Source organism: Mesorhizobium sp. M0496 (genome assembly GCF_040321205.1).
GTDB lineage: Bacteria > Pseudomonadota > Alphaproteobacteria > Rhizobiales > Rhizobiaceae > Mesorhizobium.
In genome coordinates, this window is record NZ_JAMYRC010000040.1 from 24,972 (window position 1) to 42,994 (window position 18,023).

Annotated in this window: 17 protein-coding genes; 3 read left to right on the forward strand and 14 right to left on the reverse strand. The window is 63.2% G+C overall.

What is annotated here, in order from left to right; genetic code table 11:
• The first annotated feature begins 73 nt into the window (after positions 1-73).
• Both NKI73_RS26645 and NKI73_RS26650 read left to right on the forward strand, forming a co-directional pair.
• Entirely contained in the window at positions 74-1,075 is a 1,002-nt protein-coding gene (locus NKI73_RS26645; protein WP_352634058.1) for an ornithine cyclodeaminase family protein, read from the forward strand.
• A complete protein-coding gene (locus NKI73_RS26650; protein ID WP_352634060.1) occupies positions 1,072-2,589 on the forward strand; it encodes an HAL/PAL/TAL family ammonia-lyase in 1,518 nt (505 codons plus the stop codon). Before NKI73_RS26645 ends, NKI73_RS26650 begins: the two co-directional genes overlap by 4 nt.
• Here the strand turns inward: NKI73_RS26650 and NKI73_RS26655 are convergent.
• The 14 genes from NKI73_RS26655 to NKI73_RS26720 all read right to left on the reverse strand — a co-directional run bounded on the left by NKI73_RS26655 (position 2,554) and on the right by NKI73_RS26720 (position 16,651).
• Positions 2,554-3,354: a 3-methyl-2-oxobutanoate hydroxymethyltransferase gene (locus NKI73_RS26655; RefSeq protein WP_352634062.1), complete on the reverse strand. Its 801-nt coding sequence runs from the start codon at positions 3,352-3,354 to the stop codon at positions 2,554-2,556. The genes NKI73_RS26650 and NKI73_RS26655 overlap by 36 nt on opposite strands.
• 35 nt (positions 3,355-3,389) lie before the next feature.
• Entirely contained in the window at positions 3,390-3,704 is a 315-nt protein-coding gene (locus NKI73_RS26660) for a MocE family 2Fe-2S type ferredoxin (protein WP_352634063.1), read from the reverse strand.
• Positions 3,705-3,721: 17 nt separating this feature from the next.
• Positions 3,722-4,804, reverse strand: a complete 1,083-nt coding sequence (locus NKI73_RS26665; protein WP_352634065.1) for a fatty acid desaturase family protein — start codon at positions 4,802-4,804, stop codon at positions 3,722-3,724.
• 49 nt (positions 4,805-4,853) lie between these two features.
• Positions 4,854-6,035 (reverse strand): aldose 1-epimerase family protein, encoded by a 1,182-nt coding sequence (locus NKI73_RS26670; protein WP_352634066.1) that lies wholly within the window; start codon positions 6,033-6,035, stop codon positions 4,854-4,856.
• 16 nt (positions 6,036-6,051) lie between these two features.
• A complete protein-coding gene (locus tag NKI73_RS26675) occupies positions 6,052-6,828 on the reverse strand; it encodes an ATP-binding cassette domain-containing protein (RefSeq protein ID WP_352634107.1) in 777 nt (258 codons plus the stop codon).
• 2 nt (positions 6,829-6,830) lie between these two features.
• On the reverse strand, positions 6,831-7,835 hold the full coding sequence (locus NKI73_RS26680) for an ABC transporter permease (protein WP_352634068.1): 1,005 nt from the start codon (positions 7,833-7,835) through the stop codon (positions 6,831-6,833).
• A 59-nt stretch (positions 7,836-7,894) separates the two neighbouring features.
• The gene (locus tag NKI73_RS26685) at positions 7,895-8,839 is read right to left on the reverse strand and encodes a sugar ABC transporter substrate-binding protein (protein WP_352634070.1); all 945 of its coding nucleotides are present in this window, start codon (positions 8,837-8,839) and stop codon (positions 7,895-7,897) included.
• Positions 8,840-8,897: 58 nt separating this feature from the next.
• Positions 8,898-9,812, reverse strand: a complete 915-nt coding sequence (locus NKI73_RS26690; protein ID WP_352634072.1) for a sugar phosphate isomerase/epimerase family protein — start codon at positions 9,810-9,812, stop codon at positions 8,898-8,900.
• A 55-nt stretch (positions 9,813-9,867) separates the two neighbouring features.
• A complete protein-coding gene (locus NKI73_RS26695) occupies positions 9,868-10,953 on the reverse strand; it encodes a Gfo/Idh/MocA family protein (protein ID WP_352634073.1) in 1,086 nt (361 codons plus the stop codon).
• Between the two features lie 35 nt (positions 10,954-10,988).
• Positions 10,989-12,050 carry an ABC transporter ATP-binding protein gene (locus NKI73_RS26700; protein ID WP_352634074.1) on the reverse strand — a complete coding sequence of 354 codons (1,062 nt, stop codon included), beginning with the start codon at positions 12,048-12,050 and terminating at the stop codon, positions 10,989-10,991.
• Between the two features lies 1 nt (position 12,051).
• Entirely contained in the window at positions 12,052-13,143 is a 1,092-nt protein-coding gene (locus NKI73_RS26705) for an ABC transporter ATP-binding protein (protein ID WP_352634076.1), read from the reverse strand.
• Positions 13,140-14,099, reverse strand: coding sequence for a carbohydrate ABC transporter permease (locus tag NKI73_RS26710; protein ID WP_352634078.1), 960 nt, complete (start codon positions 14,097-14,099; stop codon positions 13,140-13,142). Before NKI73_RS26710 ends, NKI73_RS26705 begins: the two co-directional genes overlap by 4 nt.
• Positions 14,096-14,956, reverse strand: coding sequence for a carbohydrate ABC transporter permease (locus NKI73_RS26715; RefSeq protein ID WP_352634079.1), 861 nt, complete (start codon positions 14,954-14,956; stop codon positions 14,096-14,098). The genes NKI73_RS26710 and NKI73_RS26715 overlap by 4 nt, the downstream gene beginning before the upstream one ends.
• An 81-nt stretch (positions 14,957-15,037) precedes the next feature.
• Complete coding sequence (locus NKI73_RS26720; RefSeq protein ID WP_352634081.1) at positions 15,038-16,651, reverse strand: extracellular solute-binding protein; 1,614 nt, start codon at positions 16,649-16,651, stop codon at positions 15,038-15,040.
• Between the two features lie 336 nt (positions 16,652-16,987).
• On the opposite strand from NKI73_RS26720, the gene NKI73_RS26725 reads away from it, so the two are divergent.
• Positions 16,988-18,016, forward strand: coding sequence for a LacI family DNA-binding transcriptional regulator (locus NKI73_RS26725; RefSeq protein ID WP_352634082.1), 1,029 nt, complete (start codon positions 16,988-16,990; stop codon positions 18,014-18,016).
• The last annotated feature ends 7 nt before the right edge of the window (positions 18,017-18,023 follow it).

The following is an 18,023-nucleotide window of genomic DNA, read 5'->3' on the forward strand; positions in this document are numbered from 1 at the left end:
GCAACAAACTTTCGTGTCGCGCGGCGGCCTGCTATGGGATGAGCGGGGTGGCCGAGGAAAGTGTGCGCGTCAAATGAAGCCCATCTACATCGACTACCTCAATGCCCTCGACATCGACGCCCTTGCCATGACCGATGGTGAAATCATTGCCGCCGTCGAGGCTGGCCTGGTGGCGCAAGGCAAGGGCCAGACGGTGATCGAGCCGCGCGTCCATCTCGAGCCGGACCCGGCCTTCCACGGTCATTTCAACGTCTTGCGCGGCTACGTCGCGCCGCTCGACACGGCGGGCGTGAAAATCGTCGGCGACTACGTCGACAATTACCTGCACGGGCTCCCTTCCGAATTCGGTATCCTCAATCTGTTCGATCCGCGTACCGGCACGCCGCGCGCCATCCTCGACGCCACCGTCATCACCGACATGCGCACCGGCGCCGTCACCGCAATCGGCGCCAAGCATCTGGCGCGCAAGAATTCCAGGGTGCTGGCCCATATCGGCGCGCGCGGCACCGCCTACTGGAATGTGCGCCTGCTCGACCATCTCTTCGACTTCGACGAGATCCGCGTCCATTCGCGCCGGCCGGAAAGCCGCGACGGTTTTGCCGCCAAACTCTCCGCCGATCTCGGCAAGAAGGTTACGTCGGCGGCCGACTGGAAGAGCTGCATCGAGGGCGCCGACATCGTCGTCGAGGCATCGCGGCTGCCGGAGCCGCAACCGTTGTTGAAAACCGAATGGATCAAGCCCGGCGCGCTGGTTGTGCCTTATGGCACGATGAGTGCCGTCGAGCTGTCGCTGACCGATATCATGCAGAAGATGGTCGTTGACGATTGGGGCCAGTGCAAGGGCGGCAAGTTCGGCTCGCTGCGCGCTCATGTCGAGACCAGACGGCTGAGCGAAAAGACGCTGCACGCCGAACTCGGCCAGATCGCCGCCGGCCTCAAGGCCGGTCGCGAAAGCGACGACGAAACGATCCTGTTCTGGCACCGCGGCCTGTCGCTGTCCGACATCGCACTGGGCAAGGCGATGCTGGCCAAGGCGCAAGCGCATGGCGTCGGCCAGAGGCTGCGCTTCGCATGAGTACGCTCGTCCTCACCGGAGCCGGTGTCAGCGTCGGCGATGTCGCTGCGGTCGCCCGCGAAGCGCGCAAGGTGGAAATCGGACCTGATGTCATCGGCAGGCTTGAAAAAGCACGAAACGCCCTCGACCAGGCTGCCGCGTCCGGTCAGCAGATCTACGGCCTCAACACCGGGCTCGGCGCCAATCTCGGCACGGCGGTCGAGGGCGACGCCGGCGCCTTCCAGCGCCAGCTGTTGGAAGGGCGCAGCGGCGCCGTCGGCGAAGCACTGCCGGTCGAAGCCGTGCGGGCAACCATGGTCGCTCGCGCAGCGATGCTTTCAGCCGGAGGCTCCGGCCTTTCGCCTTCCGTCTTCATCGCTCTGGTCGACGCGCTCAATGCCGGCGTCCATCCTGTCATGCCGTCGCTCGGCTCGATCGGCGCCGGCGATCTGGTGCTGATGACGGCACTCGCCCGCATGCTCACCGGCGAAGGCGAGGCAGACTATCAGGGCCGTCGCATGCCGGCGGCCAAGGCGTTGATGATGGCCCGCCTCGCCCCCGTCAGCCTGGCGCCCAAGGACGGGCTGTCGCTGATCAACGCTTCGGCTGTATCCGCCGGCAGCGGCGCGCTTGCGATGACGGACGCGCTGTCGGCCCTTGCCCAGCAGCAGCAGGCCGGCGCCCTGACCATGGAAGGTTTTGGTGCCAACCGCACCATCCTCGATCCGCGCCTGCAGGTAGCTCGCCCGGCAGCCGGACAAGCTGAAGCCGCCAAGGCGCTTCACGATCTGCTCGCCCGCGACGAGGCGCCAGCGCCGACCACCTTGCAGGACCCGCTGTCGATCCGCTGCATGCCGTCGATCCACGGCGCCCTGATCGAGGCAATCGGTCAGGCGAGACATGCCGTCGAAATCGAACTCAACGCCGCCGCCGACAACCCGCTGGTGCTTGGCGACGACGAGCTGGTGCTGTCGACCGGCAATTTCCACACCGCCGCACTCTCGCTCGCCTTCGAGACACTCGGCCTGGCAATCGCGCAATGTGCCGCCGCCAGTGCCGCCCGCTTCATTCAGCTCACTGGCTCGGGCCGCAACGGCCTGCCGAAATATCTGTCGCCGATCGGCGGCGCTTCGGCCGGCTTCGTGCCGCTGCAGAAGACGGCGACATCGATTCTGGCCGCCATCCGCCACAAGGCCAATCCGGTCATGCTCGATTTCCTGCCAGTGTCGGAAGGCGTAGAGGATCACGCCACGCAGACGCCGTTGGCGGTTGCGAAATGCGCCGGGATGATCGTGCTGTGGCGGCGGCTGATCGCCTTCGAATTGATGGCAGCGGCACAGGCGGTTGACCTGCGTGAAGGGCTCGCCCTGGCGCCACGCACCGCCGCTATTCACGCGGCGATACGTAAGCTGATCCCGACCCTGAAGGAGGATCGGCCGCTCGGCATCGACGCCGAAGCGCTCTACGCGGTGCTCGCGGGTGGAAATTGGCAGACGGCCTCAAGCCCGGCCGACCTTGTCCAGGAACAGGCGTAGTTCGCCCGGATCCATATGCACGACATGCCTGTCCTCGGGATAGGCCAAGCTGTTGACGTCGGCGACATATTCCGAGAACGCGGCGATGCGCTCGGCCTGCAGCCGGTCATATTCGGCGGCGAAGTTGCGATAGACCTTGGAGTGGCGGGGCATGTGGCCCCTGTTCTGACCGAGAATGTCGTCGGCGAACAGATACTGCGCGTCGCAGCCGGTGCCCGCCCCCATCGACAGCATGATCAGTGATGTCCGCTCCGAGATCGCTTTCGCCACCTCGACCGGCACCACCTCGATTTCGGCGCCGATGGCGCCGGCGGCCTCCAGCTGCTTTACCGCTTCGAATATCTGGATGGCGGTGTCGGCTGTCTTGCCGACCGCCTTGAAGCCACCGGTCCAGGTGGCCCGCGACGGGATCAGGCCGACATGGCCGATAACCGGAATGGCATCATCCGCCATCCGCTTGATCGTGGCATAGCCGGCGCTGCAATAGACCGCGTCGGCACCAGCCCTGTAGAGCCGGAAGGCCCAGCGTAGGAAATCATCCGATGTGCCGATCTCGTAGAAATTGTCTCCCGGCATGGTGAACAGGCTGGGTGCTGCATCGCGGTATTGCGGGTTTAGCACCAGTTCGGGCGGCACCGAGACGATGTCCACACCTGCCCGCTCGGCGGCCTCGGCCTCGTCCATCGTCAGCACGCGTAGCATGGTCAACTGGCGCTTGCCCTTCATGGCGCGCAGGTCGGCGACGGTCGGTCTTTTTCGGCTCATCGAAAGGGGTTCCCTCTGTTACTTGGTGCGGCAGGTCAGCCGATCTCGATCATGACCTTGCCAGCTTCGATGCGCACTGGATAGATCTTGAGATTGACGCACACCGGCGCGCCTTTGGCGACACCTGTCTTGTAGTTGAAGCGGCCATTGTGCTTGGGGCATTCGATGATGTCGTCCATCACCAGCCCGTCGGCCAGATGCGCCTTCTCATGCGTGCAATAGCCGTCGGTGGCAAAGTACTCGTCATCCGGGCTGCGATAGATGGCGAAAGTGCGTCCGCCGTGGTCGAAACGGATGACGTCCTCTTCCTCGATATCGTCGACGGCGCACGCTTCAACCCAGTCGCCCATCTCTGTCTCCTGCAGCTCTATTCCGCCGCCGCCGGAACGGTCAGCGCGTGGAACTCCTCGCGGTACGGCCGCGCCGTCGGCGGCAATTCGCGCTTGAGGAAGTAGTCCTCGTACTGGAGCTGCTTGATCAGCACCGGCCAGACCTCGCGATAGGCATGCCACATCGATGGATTGGGCTCCGGCAGGTCATGCTTGATCAGTTCGTGCAGCTTCGGCAGCGCGTGATAGGGCACCATCGGGAACATGTGATGTTCGACATGGTAGTTCATGTTCCAATAGATGAAGCGGCTGATCGGGTTCATGTAGACGGTGCGCGTGTTCAGCCGGTGGTCGGTGACGTTGTCGGCCAGCCCGATATGCTGCAGCAGGCCGGTCAGTACCATGTGCCAGCTGCCGTAGAGGCGCGGCAAGCCGATCAGCACCAGCGGCAGGAACGACCACAAATAGAGCGCCAGCGCGATCGCCGCGACATAGATGGCGATATGCCAGCGCGCGGCGGTGACCACCTTGCGCAGCTCCATCTCGGGGATAAAACTCTTCTCGTCGGGCGAGATGCTGCCGAACGCATTGCGCACCAGTGTGGGCAGCGAATAGCGGAAATCGAGAATGCCGGTGAAGGCAAGCGCGGCGCGCAAGAGGTCCGGCGGACGCATCACAGCGATCTCGGCATCGCGGCCGACGATGATCGTGTCGGTGTGGTGGCGGGCATGGCTCCAGCGCCAGGTCACCGGATTGCGCATCAGCATGAAACTGGCGATCTGGTAGACGACATCGCTCATCCAGCGGGTGCGGAAGGCGGTACCGTGACCGCACTCGTGCCAGCGCGAGTCGCTGGAGGACCCGTAGAGCACGCCGTAGACGACCAGGAACGGCACCACCCACCACGTGCCCCAGAACCAGATCATACCGGCGGCGGAGCCCAGTATGGTTGATATCCAGATGATCGTGTCGCGGATCGCCGGCCCGTCCGAGCGCTGCATCAGCTCCTTCATCGCCTTGCGAGGAACGTCGGTGTGGTACCACTCCGCCGAGGCCAATCCGGTCTCGATAGCGATGCGTGTGCTTTCGCCGACCAGGCTGTAGTCGCGCTTTTTTCCCATCACATCGACCTCCGATATCCGACCCGCCAGCCGGAGCATTCGTTTCGCATCATGCCCTGCCTGCCAGTCTCGGAAAGTTGCGCGACGGCGCAGGATAATCCTGTTGCGGTTGCCTGGCGATCGAGACGATCCTCCGTTCGGCAGCAGCGATCGCGCTGGCTCCGTCGATCACCCGGAATACCGCATCATAAGAGCGGCCTTCGCCATGCTCCAGCCAGATCATCTCGCCGCGCTCGCGCGCCGCGAGATTGCCGAGCACATGATGCGTCGAGGGTTCGATGCCCAGCGCATATTGCCCGGCCTGGAAATTCTGCCATTGATAGGCGCAAGGCAGCTGCTCTTTGCGGGTCACGACCTCGAAGCCAAGTCCGAGACGGTCGTTGACAACAGCCACTGGCACCTCGCCATTGCCGTCCGCCGCCATGTCGTGCTGCCAAACCTGTTCGCTGAAACCCAGTCGCGGCGCGGGCACTGTGCGGTAGCCGACCTTCTGCGCCTCGTAGCGCTCGCCATCATGGCCGGCCCAGACGACGTCGCGGATCGGCGCCAGATAGCGTGCGCCCTCATCGAGCAAGGGGTGGCTGACATTGACATGGTAGAAATACATGTGCGGCGTACGGTTGAAGCCGTGATTGACGACGCGGTCCGACAGCCGGATCTCGTTGCCGCCGACATCGGCCTCGATGCGCCGCAACAAATGCAGGTCCTCGCCGAACACCGCCGATTGCTGGACGATGCCTTCGGCCCACAGCACGCAGCGGTCGCCGTCCCAGGCCTCGCCATAACCGGTCAGCCGCGCCGGAATGGTGCCGACGCGGCCGTGCAGCGAATGCACCACGGTCTTCCTGCCCGGATAATTGTAGCTATCGACCGGCACTTCCTCCCGGCCCAATATGTGATCGAGGCCGCAGGTGACCAGCAGCCCGGAAAACGAGCGCGCCCAGGCCAGCCCGCCTTCCCCCTCGTAATCGTGCAGGCCGGGGTTTCGAAAGCCGCTCGGCGAATGCCAGCCGATCGCCTGTCCCCTATAGTCGCAGTCGGCGATATCGAGCGCCCGGTCGACCAGCGCCGTGAAGCGCAGGCCCGAGCCGGTGCGGAACTCCAGCATGCGGATGCCGCGTTCCACCCCGTCACCAAGCGTCATCAGCCGCACGCCGGCAAATTGCGACAGCATGCCCGAACGTTCCGACACCTGCCGGCGCGAAAGCGTCTTGCCGTAAAGTTCTACCATGTGACGGCCAACTTCTTCACTTCGCTCTCGTCTCTTTCAGCAGGGCCGACATGTCGGCACCGGTGATGATGCTTTCCACGGTCAGAAGATCAGTATCGGCAACCGTCTGCTCGGCGACGATCTCGCCCCTGCGCATGACGATGATGCGGTCGGCGACCTGGAACACGTGATGGATGTTGTGGGTGATCAAAAGCACGGAATGGCCGGCGTCACGCACCTCCTTGACGAAGCGCAGCACGCCATGGGTTTCCTCGACACCGAGATTGTTGGTCGGTTCGTCGAGGATGATGACCTTGGCGGCGAACTGCATGGCGCGCGAAATCGCGATCGACTGGCGCTCGCCGCCCGACAGCGTTGAGACCAGCGCATCGGCATCGAGCTTTTTCGAGATGCCGACGCGCTTCAGCAGTGCCGAGGCGGCATCGCGTAATTTGGCGAGATCGAGCGGCGCGAACACGCCCAGCCATTTCAGCTTGACCGGCTCACGGCCGAGAAACAGATTGCGGGCGATGCTGAGGTCCGGCGCCAGCGACGTGTCCTGATGGATGGTCTCGATGCCGAGATCCATTGCATCGCGCGTCGAGCGGATCGAGACCTTCTCGCCACGCACAAAGATATCGCCACGGTCGACGGGAAACACGCCGGAGATCGTCTTGATAAGGGTCGATTTGCCGGCGCCATTGTCGCCGAGCAAGGCCACCACCTCGCCCTCGTTGAGGGCAAAGGACGCGTTCTTCAGCGCGCGCACGCTACCGAAGGATTTTTGCAGGTTCTGCAGCCGAAGCACTTCCATCATTAGCTCCTTGCGGCGTTCTTCTGCAGCAAAGCGTGCAGGATGAGCATCGCCAGGATGATGACGCCGACGAAGATGTTGTAGGCCAGGCCAGGCACACCGATCAGCACGATGCCGTTGCGGATGGCGCGCAGCATCAGCGCACCGACGATGGTGCCTAGGATGGTGCCGCGCCCGCCGGTCAGCGCCGTGCCGCCGACCACGACCATGGCGATCACTTCGAGCTCGTAGCCGGTGCCGGCCACCGGCGAGGCGGCCGAGATGCGGAAGGCGCTGATCATGCCGGCCAGTCCCGCCAGAACCGAGGTCAGGATGAACAGCCAGACCTTGACGGCGTCGGCCGGCACGCCGCGCGCTACTGCCGCATTGCGATTGCTGCCGATGGCGCTGATCCAGTTGCCGAGCTTGGCATAGCGCAGGATATAGATCGCCAACAGCGACAGGCCGATGAACCACCACAGCGAAGTGTAAAACCGGAAAGAACCGACATTGAAGCTGCCGGCCAGCAGCGTGACGAAGAAGCCCGGCTGATCCCAGGATTTCAGCGGAAAGCCCTGCGTGATATACAGCGCCGCCCCGCGCACGACGAGCAGCATCGACAGCGTGACCAGGAAGGACGAAATGCCGATCTTGGTGACGATCAGCCCGTTGATGGCGCCGATCGCGATGCACAGCAGAAGCCCGGCCAGAAGAGCGACACCGATATCCACGCCGCCGTTCTGCACCAGAAGCATCACTACCACGGGTGCCAGCCCGAACACCGCGCCGACCGACAGGTCGAACTCGCCCGCCGTCAACAGCAGCGTCATGCCGAGCGCGATGATGCCGAGTTCGGGCAGGAACGCCATCATGTTGGAGATGTTGAGCGGCGACAGGAAATTGGCGTCGGCGATGGCGAACACCGCAAGGAGGACAATGAGGATGACGAGCGAGGAGAATTGCGGCGAGCGCAAGAGGCTCGATCTGCGTTTCCCGACAGGCATTTCGTCTTCTGCTGCGATCGTCATGACTGCTTGAACCATGCTTTGAAGAGACGCCCGCGGCTTGCGCCGCGGACACCGGTTTTTCACTTCGTGTTGTAGAGTTTCAGGATCGGTTCGACGCTCGAGGCGTCGTAGAGGCTGAACGTGTGGATGTCGTAGCCGATCGGCTCGCCCGACGCGGCGAGCCCGAGCAGTGCCACGGGCATGAAGCCTTGCGCCGAAGGGAACTGCCAGGCGGCCGCATTGACGAAGCCGGACTTGACGGCTTCCGCGGTCTCCTTGGAATTGCCCCAGCCGACGACCGGGATCTTGCCGGCAGGAACACCGGCGCCGTCGAACACCCGCTTGACGCTGGCCGCCACGGAATCGCCGAGCGCGATGATCGCCGGCGGATTGTTGGCGACCATGTAGTCGGTCATCTTGGCGATGATTCCGGCCGGGTCGGTGCCGCAATCGACCACATCATATTTGATGCCGAGCGGATCGAAGACATTGGCGATGCCCTCGGTCTCCAGCTGCTGGTAGCTGGCGCCAGGCACCTCCACCGGCAGGAACACCTTGTCGCCCTGCTTCACCATCTTGTGGTCGACGAGATACTTGGCCCAAATGACGCCGGCCTCCTTGAGATCGGCGCCGACATAGGCCTGCCGTCCGGTCGCCGGATCGTCGGTGTTGAAGAACACGATCGGGATGCCGGCCGCCTTGGCCGCCTTCACCTCTTCCGTCCACAGACCCGGCTGCGCCGAGGTGGTGGCGATGCCGTCTGGTTTGGCTGCAAGGGCGGAGTTGAAGGCTTCCTTCTGCGCCGCCATGTCGCCGCCGCTGAAAGAGATCTTGCAGGTCACCTTGAGCTGGTCGCAGGCCTTGGTGGCGCCGGCATTCCAGTCAAGCCAGAACGCATCCGACGGACCGCCATGCGACAGAAGATAGAAGGTCTTCTGGCCATCCTGCGCCATCGCCGGCGAGCTCAGCGCGATACCGGCGAGCAGCGCTGCGGCAGCCGTCAGCTTCAATGCGAATTTCAACATTTTTCTTCCTCCCTTGCTTGCAGCCGCGCCGCCGCAAACCGACGGCGCGCGGTGACCGTCACAGACCGTTGGCGCGAAACTTCCCGTCGAGGAATTTCTTGGCGCGCGGCACGTCGTCTTCCGAGAGATGCTCGATGATGACAGGAATGTTCGGATGCTTTTCCGCCAGCCGCTGGAGATAGAGGTCGTAGTTCAGCGAACCGAGGCCAGGGGCCGGCAGTTCGATCTCACCGACGCCACGGAACGTGTGGCTTTCAAGCGCATCCTCGTCGCCAATATCGGCGTGCTTCTCGGACTTGTCGCCGCCCGAACGCTTGACGTCCTTGGCGTGGGCAATCTTGATCTTGTCGGTCAGCGTGTCGAACACCTGGTTCAGGATCTGGTCCATCCTGTCGATGTTGTGCGTCTCGAAATAATTGGTCGGGTCCATCAAGAGGCCGAGGCCGGGATGATCGACCTGCGCGAACATCTTGACCGTCTCCTCGACCGAACCGACAACGTTGTTGACATAGGTTTCGAGCAGGAAGACCGCGCCATGGTCATAGGCCGTCTGGGCAAGATCAGCGATCACCTTGCGGCATTCCTCGAAGCCTTCCTCGGTCTTGTTCTTGGGGTGATGCACCCAGTCGGACTCGGTGTTGTAGGTGCCGGTTTCCGAGATCACGTAAGGCGAGCCGAAATGGCGAGCGTTGCGGATGATCTCCTTGAGATAGCCAACGCGCTTGTCGCGCTCCGCCTTGTCCGGGTGGATGATGTTGGTATAGCCCGACACGCAGCAGACCGGCAGATTGTGGTCGCGGAAGACGTCGCGCACCGTCTTCGCCTTGTCCCTGGTGATCTGACCGGCCGACAGGTCGATATCCTTGAAGTGGAGGTCGAGCTGCACCGTGTTGAAACCGAGCCCGCGGATCTTCTTCGCCGTCTCTTCGAGGCCGTACGGGAAATAACCCGTGAAAATACCTGCCTGCATCATGATGTGAATTCCTCCCTGTAAGCGATTCAGTTGTCTGGTGTTTCAGTTGCGGTGATCAGGTAGCGATTTCTGAAAGCTTGACCGTGCGGCCTTCGTCGATCGAGCGGTAGCCCGCCTCGACCAGCGCCATGGTCTTGACATTGTCGGCCACCGACAGCGCCGGCGGCGTGCCGGTCTTCACCGCGTGCTGGAGCTGTTCCATCACGCCGATAAAGGCATGTGGGAACCACATCGTGCCCCAGCTTGGGCTGACCCACTCGCCGCCTGTGGTCTCGGTCGAGGCGTAGGTCAGCGTCGAGGCCGCTCCCGTCGGCCAGCCGATGGTGCCCTTGGCGACCCCCTTGGTGCCGTCGACGCGCCAGTTGATATGCTGGTCGTCCTTGTAGCCGTCCTGGCGCGGACCGGACCAGACATCCTCCAGCGACACGGCGAGAACGCCGGAAGGGAAGCGCAGCGTCGACACGGTAATGCCGTCCGAATGGTCGAATTTCGTGCGCGGATCCTTGCGCGTCAGCGTGGTGATTTCATCCGGGTCGCCGAACAGGAAGCGCAGCACGTCGAGATGGTGCACGCTCATATTGGCAAGCGTGAGCCGATCGTAATCCTCGAGGAAGCTCTGCCAGTGCGGGATGGCATGCATGTCGATCTGCGCGAAGACGATGTCGCCCAGCGCGCCACTGTCGATGATCTGCTTCAGCACGCGCATCGACTGGTCGTAGCGCATGTTCTGGTTGACCGAGAGGATCTTGCCGACTTTCGCCGCGTCGTCGCGCAGCTTGACCGCCTCCTCGACCGACAGCGCCAATGGCTTCTGCGCCAGGATCGCCTTGATGTGCTTCTGCTTCAGCGCGTGACGGATCAGCGCCGGCTGGAGGTCGGGCGGAAAGGCAAGATCGATGATCTCGACATTTTCGTCCTCGATCAGCTGTTCCGGTGTATCGTGCACGGTCGGGATGGCCCAGCGTGCCGCCACTTTTTCGGCACTGGCTTTGGTGCGCGAGGCGATTGCCACCACCGGGAATCCAGCTTCCTTGTAGGCAGCGAGATGGCACTCGGCCATGATCATGCCAGCACCGACGCAGCCGATCCTATATTCCTTCGTGCGGACCTTCACGTCCGGCTCGAAGCCCTTGTGTACCATCTGATCCTCCCGAAGCTCGTTTCTTGCGGCCGCCGTCATCGTGCCAGCGCTCCCCCGCTCTGTCCGAAATAATGCACGCGGGCCGGCTCGCAGGATATCGCCACCATGGCGTCGGGCCGGATGTCGGGCTGGCCGCGCAGCACTGCCTTTAGCCGCGCCTGCCCGGCAGCGAGCGTCACCACGGTATAGCCGCCAAGCGGCTCGACCTCGAACACCCGCGCCGGGCGGCCCGAGCCCCCATCCGCCCACGGTGTAACCTTGATATCTTCCGGCCTGAGCCCAATCTCGACGGCATCGGCGGGAGCCGCCTTGTCGGCAATGCGGATCGTGCCTTCGGCCGCCTCGACACCGCCCTCGCCGCGCGCCGATTTCAGGATGTTCATCATCGGCGAGCCGAGCAGCCGCGCCACATAAGTGCTGGCCGGACGGTCATAGATCTCGGCCGGCGCACCGATCTGCATGATCCTGCCATCCTCAAGGATGGCGATGCGGTCGGCGACCGACATGGCCTCTTCCTGGTCGTGCGTGACATAGATCAGCGTCTTGCCGAGCTCGCGCTGGATGCGCTTCAGCTCGACTCGCGTCTCTTCGCGTAGCCTGGCGTCGAGCGCCGAGATCGGATCGTCCATCAGATAGGCGTTGGGATCGCGCACCAGCGCACGCGCGATCGCCACGCGCTGACGCTCGCCGCCAGAAAGCTGTCCCGGCGGCTTGTGCAGGATATGGCCGATATGCAGCTTCGCCGCGACGTCGGCGACCCGCCTTTTGATCTCGACCTCGGCGATCCGGCGTTCGACAAGGGGGAAGCGGACATTGTCGAGCGCACTCATATGCGGGAACAGCGCCAGGTTCTGGAAAACCATTGCCACGTTTCGCTCGGCCGGCGACACCGTGTTGACCGGTCTGCCGCCGATCAGGATTTCTCCCGAGTCTGGCGTCTCCAGCCCTAGCACCAGACGCAGGATGGTCGACTTGCCCGACAGCGGCGGCCCGAAGAAGCAGAAGAACTCATTGTCGTTGACCGTGAATGAAGCGTCGTCGACGGCGAGCGTATTGGCGTAGCGCTTGGTCACATTGCGAAAGACGATATCGGCCATCTCAACCTGCCTTGATCGCAAGGCCGGTAGCGGCGTCGAAGACGCGCACCGACGACACGGTGGGTGCGACGATGGCGGTGTCGCCGATCGCCAGGCCGACATCATTGTCGAACACCGTTTTTACGGCAGCCTCGCTCTGCCCGAGGTGAACGATGGTGCGCGCGCCGATCCGTTCGACGAAGGTGACCTGCATGGCGAGACCCTGACCATTCTCCACCAGCGTCGCCTGTTCCGGCCGGAATCCGTAAAGCACTTCGCCGCGCGCGCCGCGCATAGCCACCGCGAGATCACTCGGTAGCGGCGGGGTGATGCCCAACGGCCCGAGATCGATGACCAGCCCGCGGTCGCTTTCCGCGGGTCTTCCCTTGAGCAGGTTCATGCCCGGCGCGCCGATGAAGCGGGCGACGAAGACATTGGCCGGATCGTTGTAGACCTCGAGCGGCGTGCCGACCTGCTGCAGCACGCCATGATCCATGACCGCGATGCGGTCGGCCATGGTCATCGCCTCGAGCTGATCGTGGGTGACGTAGACCATGGTCTGGCGGAACTGACGCTGCAGCTGCTTCAGTTCGGTGCGCATGACAGCCCGGAAAGCGGCGTCGACATTGGACAGCGGCTCGTCGAGCAGGAAGATCGCCGGCTCCATGATTGCGGATCGGCCGATCGCCACCCGCTGCAATATATTAACCGACAGCCGGTCGGCCTTGCGGTCGAGCAGCGGTGCCAGCTGCAGCATTTCGGCGATCGCACCAACACGGCGGTCGATCTCGGCTTTCGCTGTGCCGTGCATCTTCGGCCCGTAGGCGAGGTTCTGGCGCACCGTCATATGGGTGAAGATGGCATAGTTCTGGAATACGAAGCCGACGCCCCGCCGCCCCATCGGCACGCCGGCCATGTCGCGCTCGCCAAACAGGATCTTGCCGCCGGTCGGTTCCTCCATGCCAGCGATCATGTTCATCGTCGTTGATTTGCCGCAGCCCGACGGCCCGAGCAGCGCCATGAACTCGCCGTCTGATATTGCCAGGTCCATCGTCTTCAGCGCGGTGAAGTCGCCGAATTTCTTGACCAGGTTCTGCAGGTGGATCGCGCTCATGCCGTCACCTCGCGTGCCCGCGCCATGCGCTTCATGGCGAACACCGCGACGATCGAGAGCACGATCAATATGGCCAGCGCGATCGCCGCCACATAACCCCAGATCAGATCCTGCGTGGTGAGCTTGTAGATGTAGACGGATATGGTCTCGGTGGCGACGCCGGGACCGCCGCCGGTCATGATGTAGAGCGTATCGAAGATCTTGAAGTTCTCGATCACCCTGATCGCCAGCGCGATGATGATGATCGTCTTCATCTTCGGCAGCACGATGGTGACGAAGCGTTGCCACGGATTGGCGCCGAGCAGCGTCGCCGCCTTGATCTGGTCCTCCGGCACGCCGACCAGGCCGGCGAGCAGGATGAGGAACATCAGCGGCGTCCACTGCCAGATGTCGGCGACCATGACCGCGATCAGCGCCAAGGTCGGATCCGACAGCCAGGCGATGGTGACAGTCGAGCCGGTGAGCGCCGACAATATGTCGTTCACCGGACCACCCGACTGGAACAGCATGAAGAACATGTAGCCGGCCACCGCCGGCACCACCATCATCGGCATCAGCAGGACCGAGTAGAATATGCGCTTGCCCGGAAAATCGTCGGCAAACAGCGTCGCCAGCGCCAGCCCCAGCAGGAACTCCGCCGGCACGCAGACGATCATGACGATGGCCGTGCGCTTCAGCGCGCTCCAGAAGCGCGCATCGGCGGCAAGGTCGGTGTAGTTGGCAAAGCTGTTCCACAGCGACCAGGCGTTCCACCAGCCAAGGCCTGAGAGCGGCGACCAATCAGTCACGCTGATGTACAGTTGCATCAACAGCGGGAAGGCCGAGATGAACAGCACCAGGATTTGCGCCGGCAGCGTCAGCCGGAAACCCAGCCTTGCGCCGTCGTCGCGCGAAACCGGCCTTGCTCCGACGGCATTCATCTTGTCCCCTGAAATCATGGCAGTCACCGCGCTCATTGCTTGAGTGCCCCGAAAGTCAGCCCGCGCACCAGATGGCGCTGGATGGCGATGCCCATGATGACCGGCGGCACGGCAGCGATCAGGCCGAGCGCTGCCTTGGCGCCATAGAGCTGCCCGGTCATCGAGGACGACAGCGAAGCCATGTAGACCGGGATCGTCACCCATTCGCGCGTCGTCAGAAGCAGCGCGATCAGATAATCCGACCAGTTGAGGATGAAGACGAAGAGCGCTGCACTGGCCAGCGGCGCGCGCATCATCGGCAGCGTGATGCGGGTGAAGACGCGCAGCCGCGAACAGCCTTCGACAAGCGCCGCCTCTTCGATCTCGCGCGGCATGTCGTCGAAGAAAGTCTTCATCAGCCAGAAGGCGAAGGGCAAGGTGACGATGCCGTAGATCAGCGCCAGCCCCCACCAGCTGTCGGTGAAGTTGAGAAAGGCCCACATGATCATCACCGGGATCATGACCGCCATCGGCGGAAACAGCCTGAGCTGGATCAACGCCAGCGGCAGGTTCTGGCCGGAGCCGAAACGCGACAGTCCATAAGCCGCGGCAGTACCCGCCGACATGGCGATCACCGTGCCGAAAACCGCCGACAGCAGCGATGAGAGGATCGGCTTCAGTGCGGTACGGTCGAGCGCGACGATCAGATTGTTGGTCGACTCGCCGAAGACGAAACGGAAATTGCTGAGCGTCGGGTTCTTCGGCCACCATGTCAGGTCGGCACCGGTCGCTGACCATTCCGCGATCGGCTTGAACGCCATCGATACCATCCACAGGATTGGCACCAGCGTCACCGCCATGGCTGCGAAGATCGCGGCGTAGCGGAATATCTCGAAAGGAATCGAACGCTTCATCTGGCGGCTTTGCTGGTGGCGTTGTGGGCGGAGGGGAGAAGCAAGCTCCTCCCCTCCTTCGGTGTGATCCAGGGAGAAGGATCAGACGATTGGATCGAGAACTGTCGGCCAGGCCTCCTTGTTGGTCTTGATGGCTTCGAGCAATTTGTCCTCGCCGGTGCGCCGGGCGATCTTCTTCCACTCGGCCTCGGTATCGGCCATCGCCTGCTCTGATGTCTTTGCCTTGGTCAGCGCCGCCATGAGGTTCTCGTCGAGCGCATTGTGGAAGGCGGTTGCGCCGGGATAGTTGATGGTCGGCACGGTGCGTGCCACCGTCTCGCGCACCACGTCCATGTGGTAGGCGTGATAGGTCTGGCGCACCAGCGGATCGGAGAAATCCGACAGCCGGAACGGGTCCAGATAACCACCGGGGTTGGCGCTCATCCAGGCGTAGATGCGGGCGGAACCCAGCCATTGCAGCAGGAGATAGGCGACCTCCTGGTTTTTCGACTGCGACGAGACCATGCCGGTCAACGAGAACCACAGCACGGAACGGCTGATCAGCTTGCCGTCGATCTCGCGGCCGGGCGGCAGCATCGAGCCGATCTTGCCCGTGACAGCCGAGTCCTTGTTGCCGGCATTGTCGAGGAATTTCGGCAGGTTGGAGAAGGCGCAGGTCATCGCCGCGCCGCCCTTGGCGAAATTGCCGTACTGCTCCGGCCAGCCCCAGGAGATCGCATCCGGCGAATGATGCGCGAGCGACGCGACATATTCGTTGGTGGCGGCAATGCCTTGCTCGGAATTGATCATCGGCTTGCCGTCGTCGCCAAACAGGAACTGGTTGGGCGAGGCCATCGAGACATAGCGCTGATACCAGTTGGTGTAGCCCCAGCCCTGGTTGCGCAGGTCGGTCGAGCCGAACAGTCCCTTGTCCGGGCGTTGGAAGAACGCAGCGATGTCGCCGTGCTGTTTCCAGGTCTTCGGCGGCGCCAGATCGTAGCCGTATTTGTCCTTGAAGGCCTTCTTCTCGGCTTCGTCGCCGAACAGATCGCTGCGGTAAACCCAGGTCTGGAAGTCGCCGTCCAGCGACACGCCATAGTTCGAGCCGCGATATTTGTTGAGCAGCGACACGCCCTTGGCGCCGTTGACATAGCCGGTCACCGGATCGTCCCATTCGGGCTTGTGCTGCGCGACGAAGTCGTCGAGCTTGGCGATGCCGCCGGTTTCGGCGAGATCGCCGAGACGGTTCCACTCGGTCGAGTAGATGTCGTAGGCCCCACCCTTGGTGGAGATGTCCTGCATCGTCTTGGTGAATTCCTGGCCGTTCGGCAGACCGACGATTTCGATCGGGATGCCGGTCTCCTTTTCCCACAGGTCCTTGATCGACGGCGCGCCGGCCGGGAACGGCTGTGTGAGCTGGCCGATCGAGCCATCCGACAGGCCGAGCACGATCTTGGCCGGCGCTTTGCCGGCGCCCTTCAGCGCCTTGGCCGCCTCGATGGCGCGGCCTTCCGGCGTGTCGGCGCCATACTGATAGCGCTCGGCACCATCGAAGCCCGTCGGGCCGCCGATCATGCCTGGCGCCAGCGCGTCGGCCGCATAGGCTCGGCCGGGACGAATGAATTGCGGCGCAATGCCAGTGGCGGCCATGATCACGGCCGCCTTTCCTCCGGACGTCAGCAAGCGACGCCGCGAGATGCGGATCAAGTCAGACATTGAAACTCCTCCCTCAGGGTCACGTTTCCTCCACGACCCTATGAGGGATATTGACGGCAGCACGGGAAGCCTGTCAACATCATAAATAATCAAAAGACCTCACAACATTGCAAGTAGGGCGAGGAAATGCGCGAAACCGGGATCCATACGTCACTCCTGATGCCTCGATTTGAGGGAAAACGCCTCTTCCCGCCCCCGCATAGCCCGGCCGGATCATTTGATTTAGCCCAGCGGCTTGCACATCGGCCAAGGGCGGATACATCATTTCCCATCAGAATCGCGGATGGCAGGGAAGCCGTCGCCCGCCGATCCGACGCAGGCAGGAGATGAAAGACGGTGCGGTCCACCCTGACTGACATAGCCCGGGAAGCCGGGGTCTCGGCCGCCACGGTCGACCGAGTGCTCAACAATCGCCCCGGCGTGCGTGCGCGCACGCGTGAAATCGTGCTGGAAATGGCGCAGCGGCTTGGCTACATCGCCGAAAGCCCGAACGGAGCGCCGCCGCGGCCATTGCCCGGTGATGTCATCCGGCTCGATTTCGCGCTGCCCGCCGGCACCAATTCCTTCATCAAGATGCTGCACCGCCAGATCGAGGCGCAGGCGCAGTCACGGCCCGACCTCGATGTGCATATCGCCACCATCGAAGGTTTCAACCCGGACGGTCTCGCCCGCCTGCTGCAGGAACTGCGAGGACAGACGCAAGGCGTCGGTGTCATCGCGCTCGACCATCCGACGGTGCGCGAAGCGATCCGCTCGCTGTCGGCCAACGACATCAAGGTGGTCACCATCGCCTCCGACATTCTGCATGTGCCGAGGGTCGCCTATATCGGCATCGACAATCGTGCCGCCGGGCGGCTGGCCGGCTATCTGCTCAACCGCTTCATGGGATCAGGGCGTCCTGGCAAGGTGGCGCTGTTCGCCGGCTCGCTTTCCTATCGCGGCCACGAAGAGCGCGAGATGGGGTTCCGCCATATCCTGGCGGAGGAATCGCCCAATCTGCAGATCGTCGAGATGCGTGAAATGCTCGACGACCGCGAAAAGGCCTATTCGGAAGCGTCCGCCCTGCTGGAGCGGCACCCCGACCTTGCCGCGATCTACAATGTCGGCGCCGGCAACACCGGCATCGCCCGCGCGCTCAAGGAGCGCGGCCGGGCTCAGTCCATGGTCTTCCTCGGTCATGAGGTGACGGACGGCACCAAGGACCTTCTGCTCGACGGCACGCTCGACGCGGTCATCGACCAGAATCCGCGAGTCGAAGCCCGCGAAGCGCTCAACACTCTGACCCATGCGGTCAGGGGATTGCCCTATGAACTGCACCAGCCGAGGCTGCAGGTGATCTTCAAGGAGAACATCCCGGAGATCTGACGGAGAA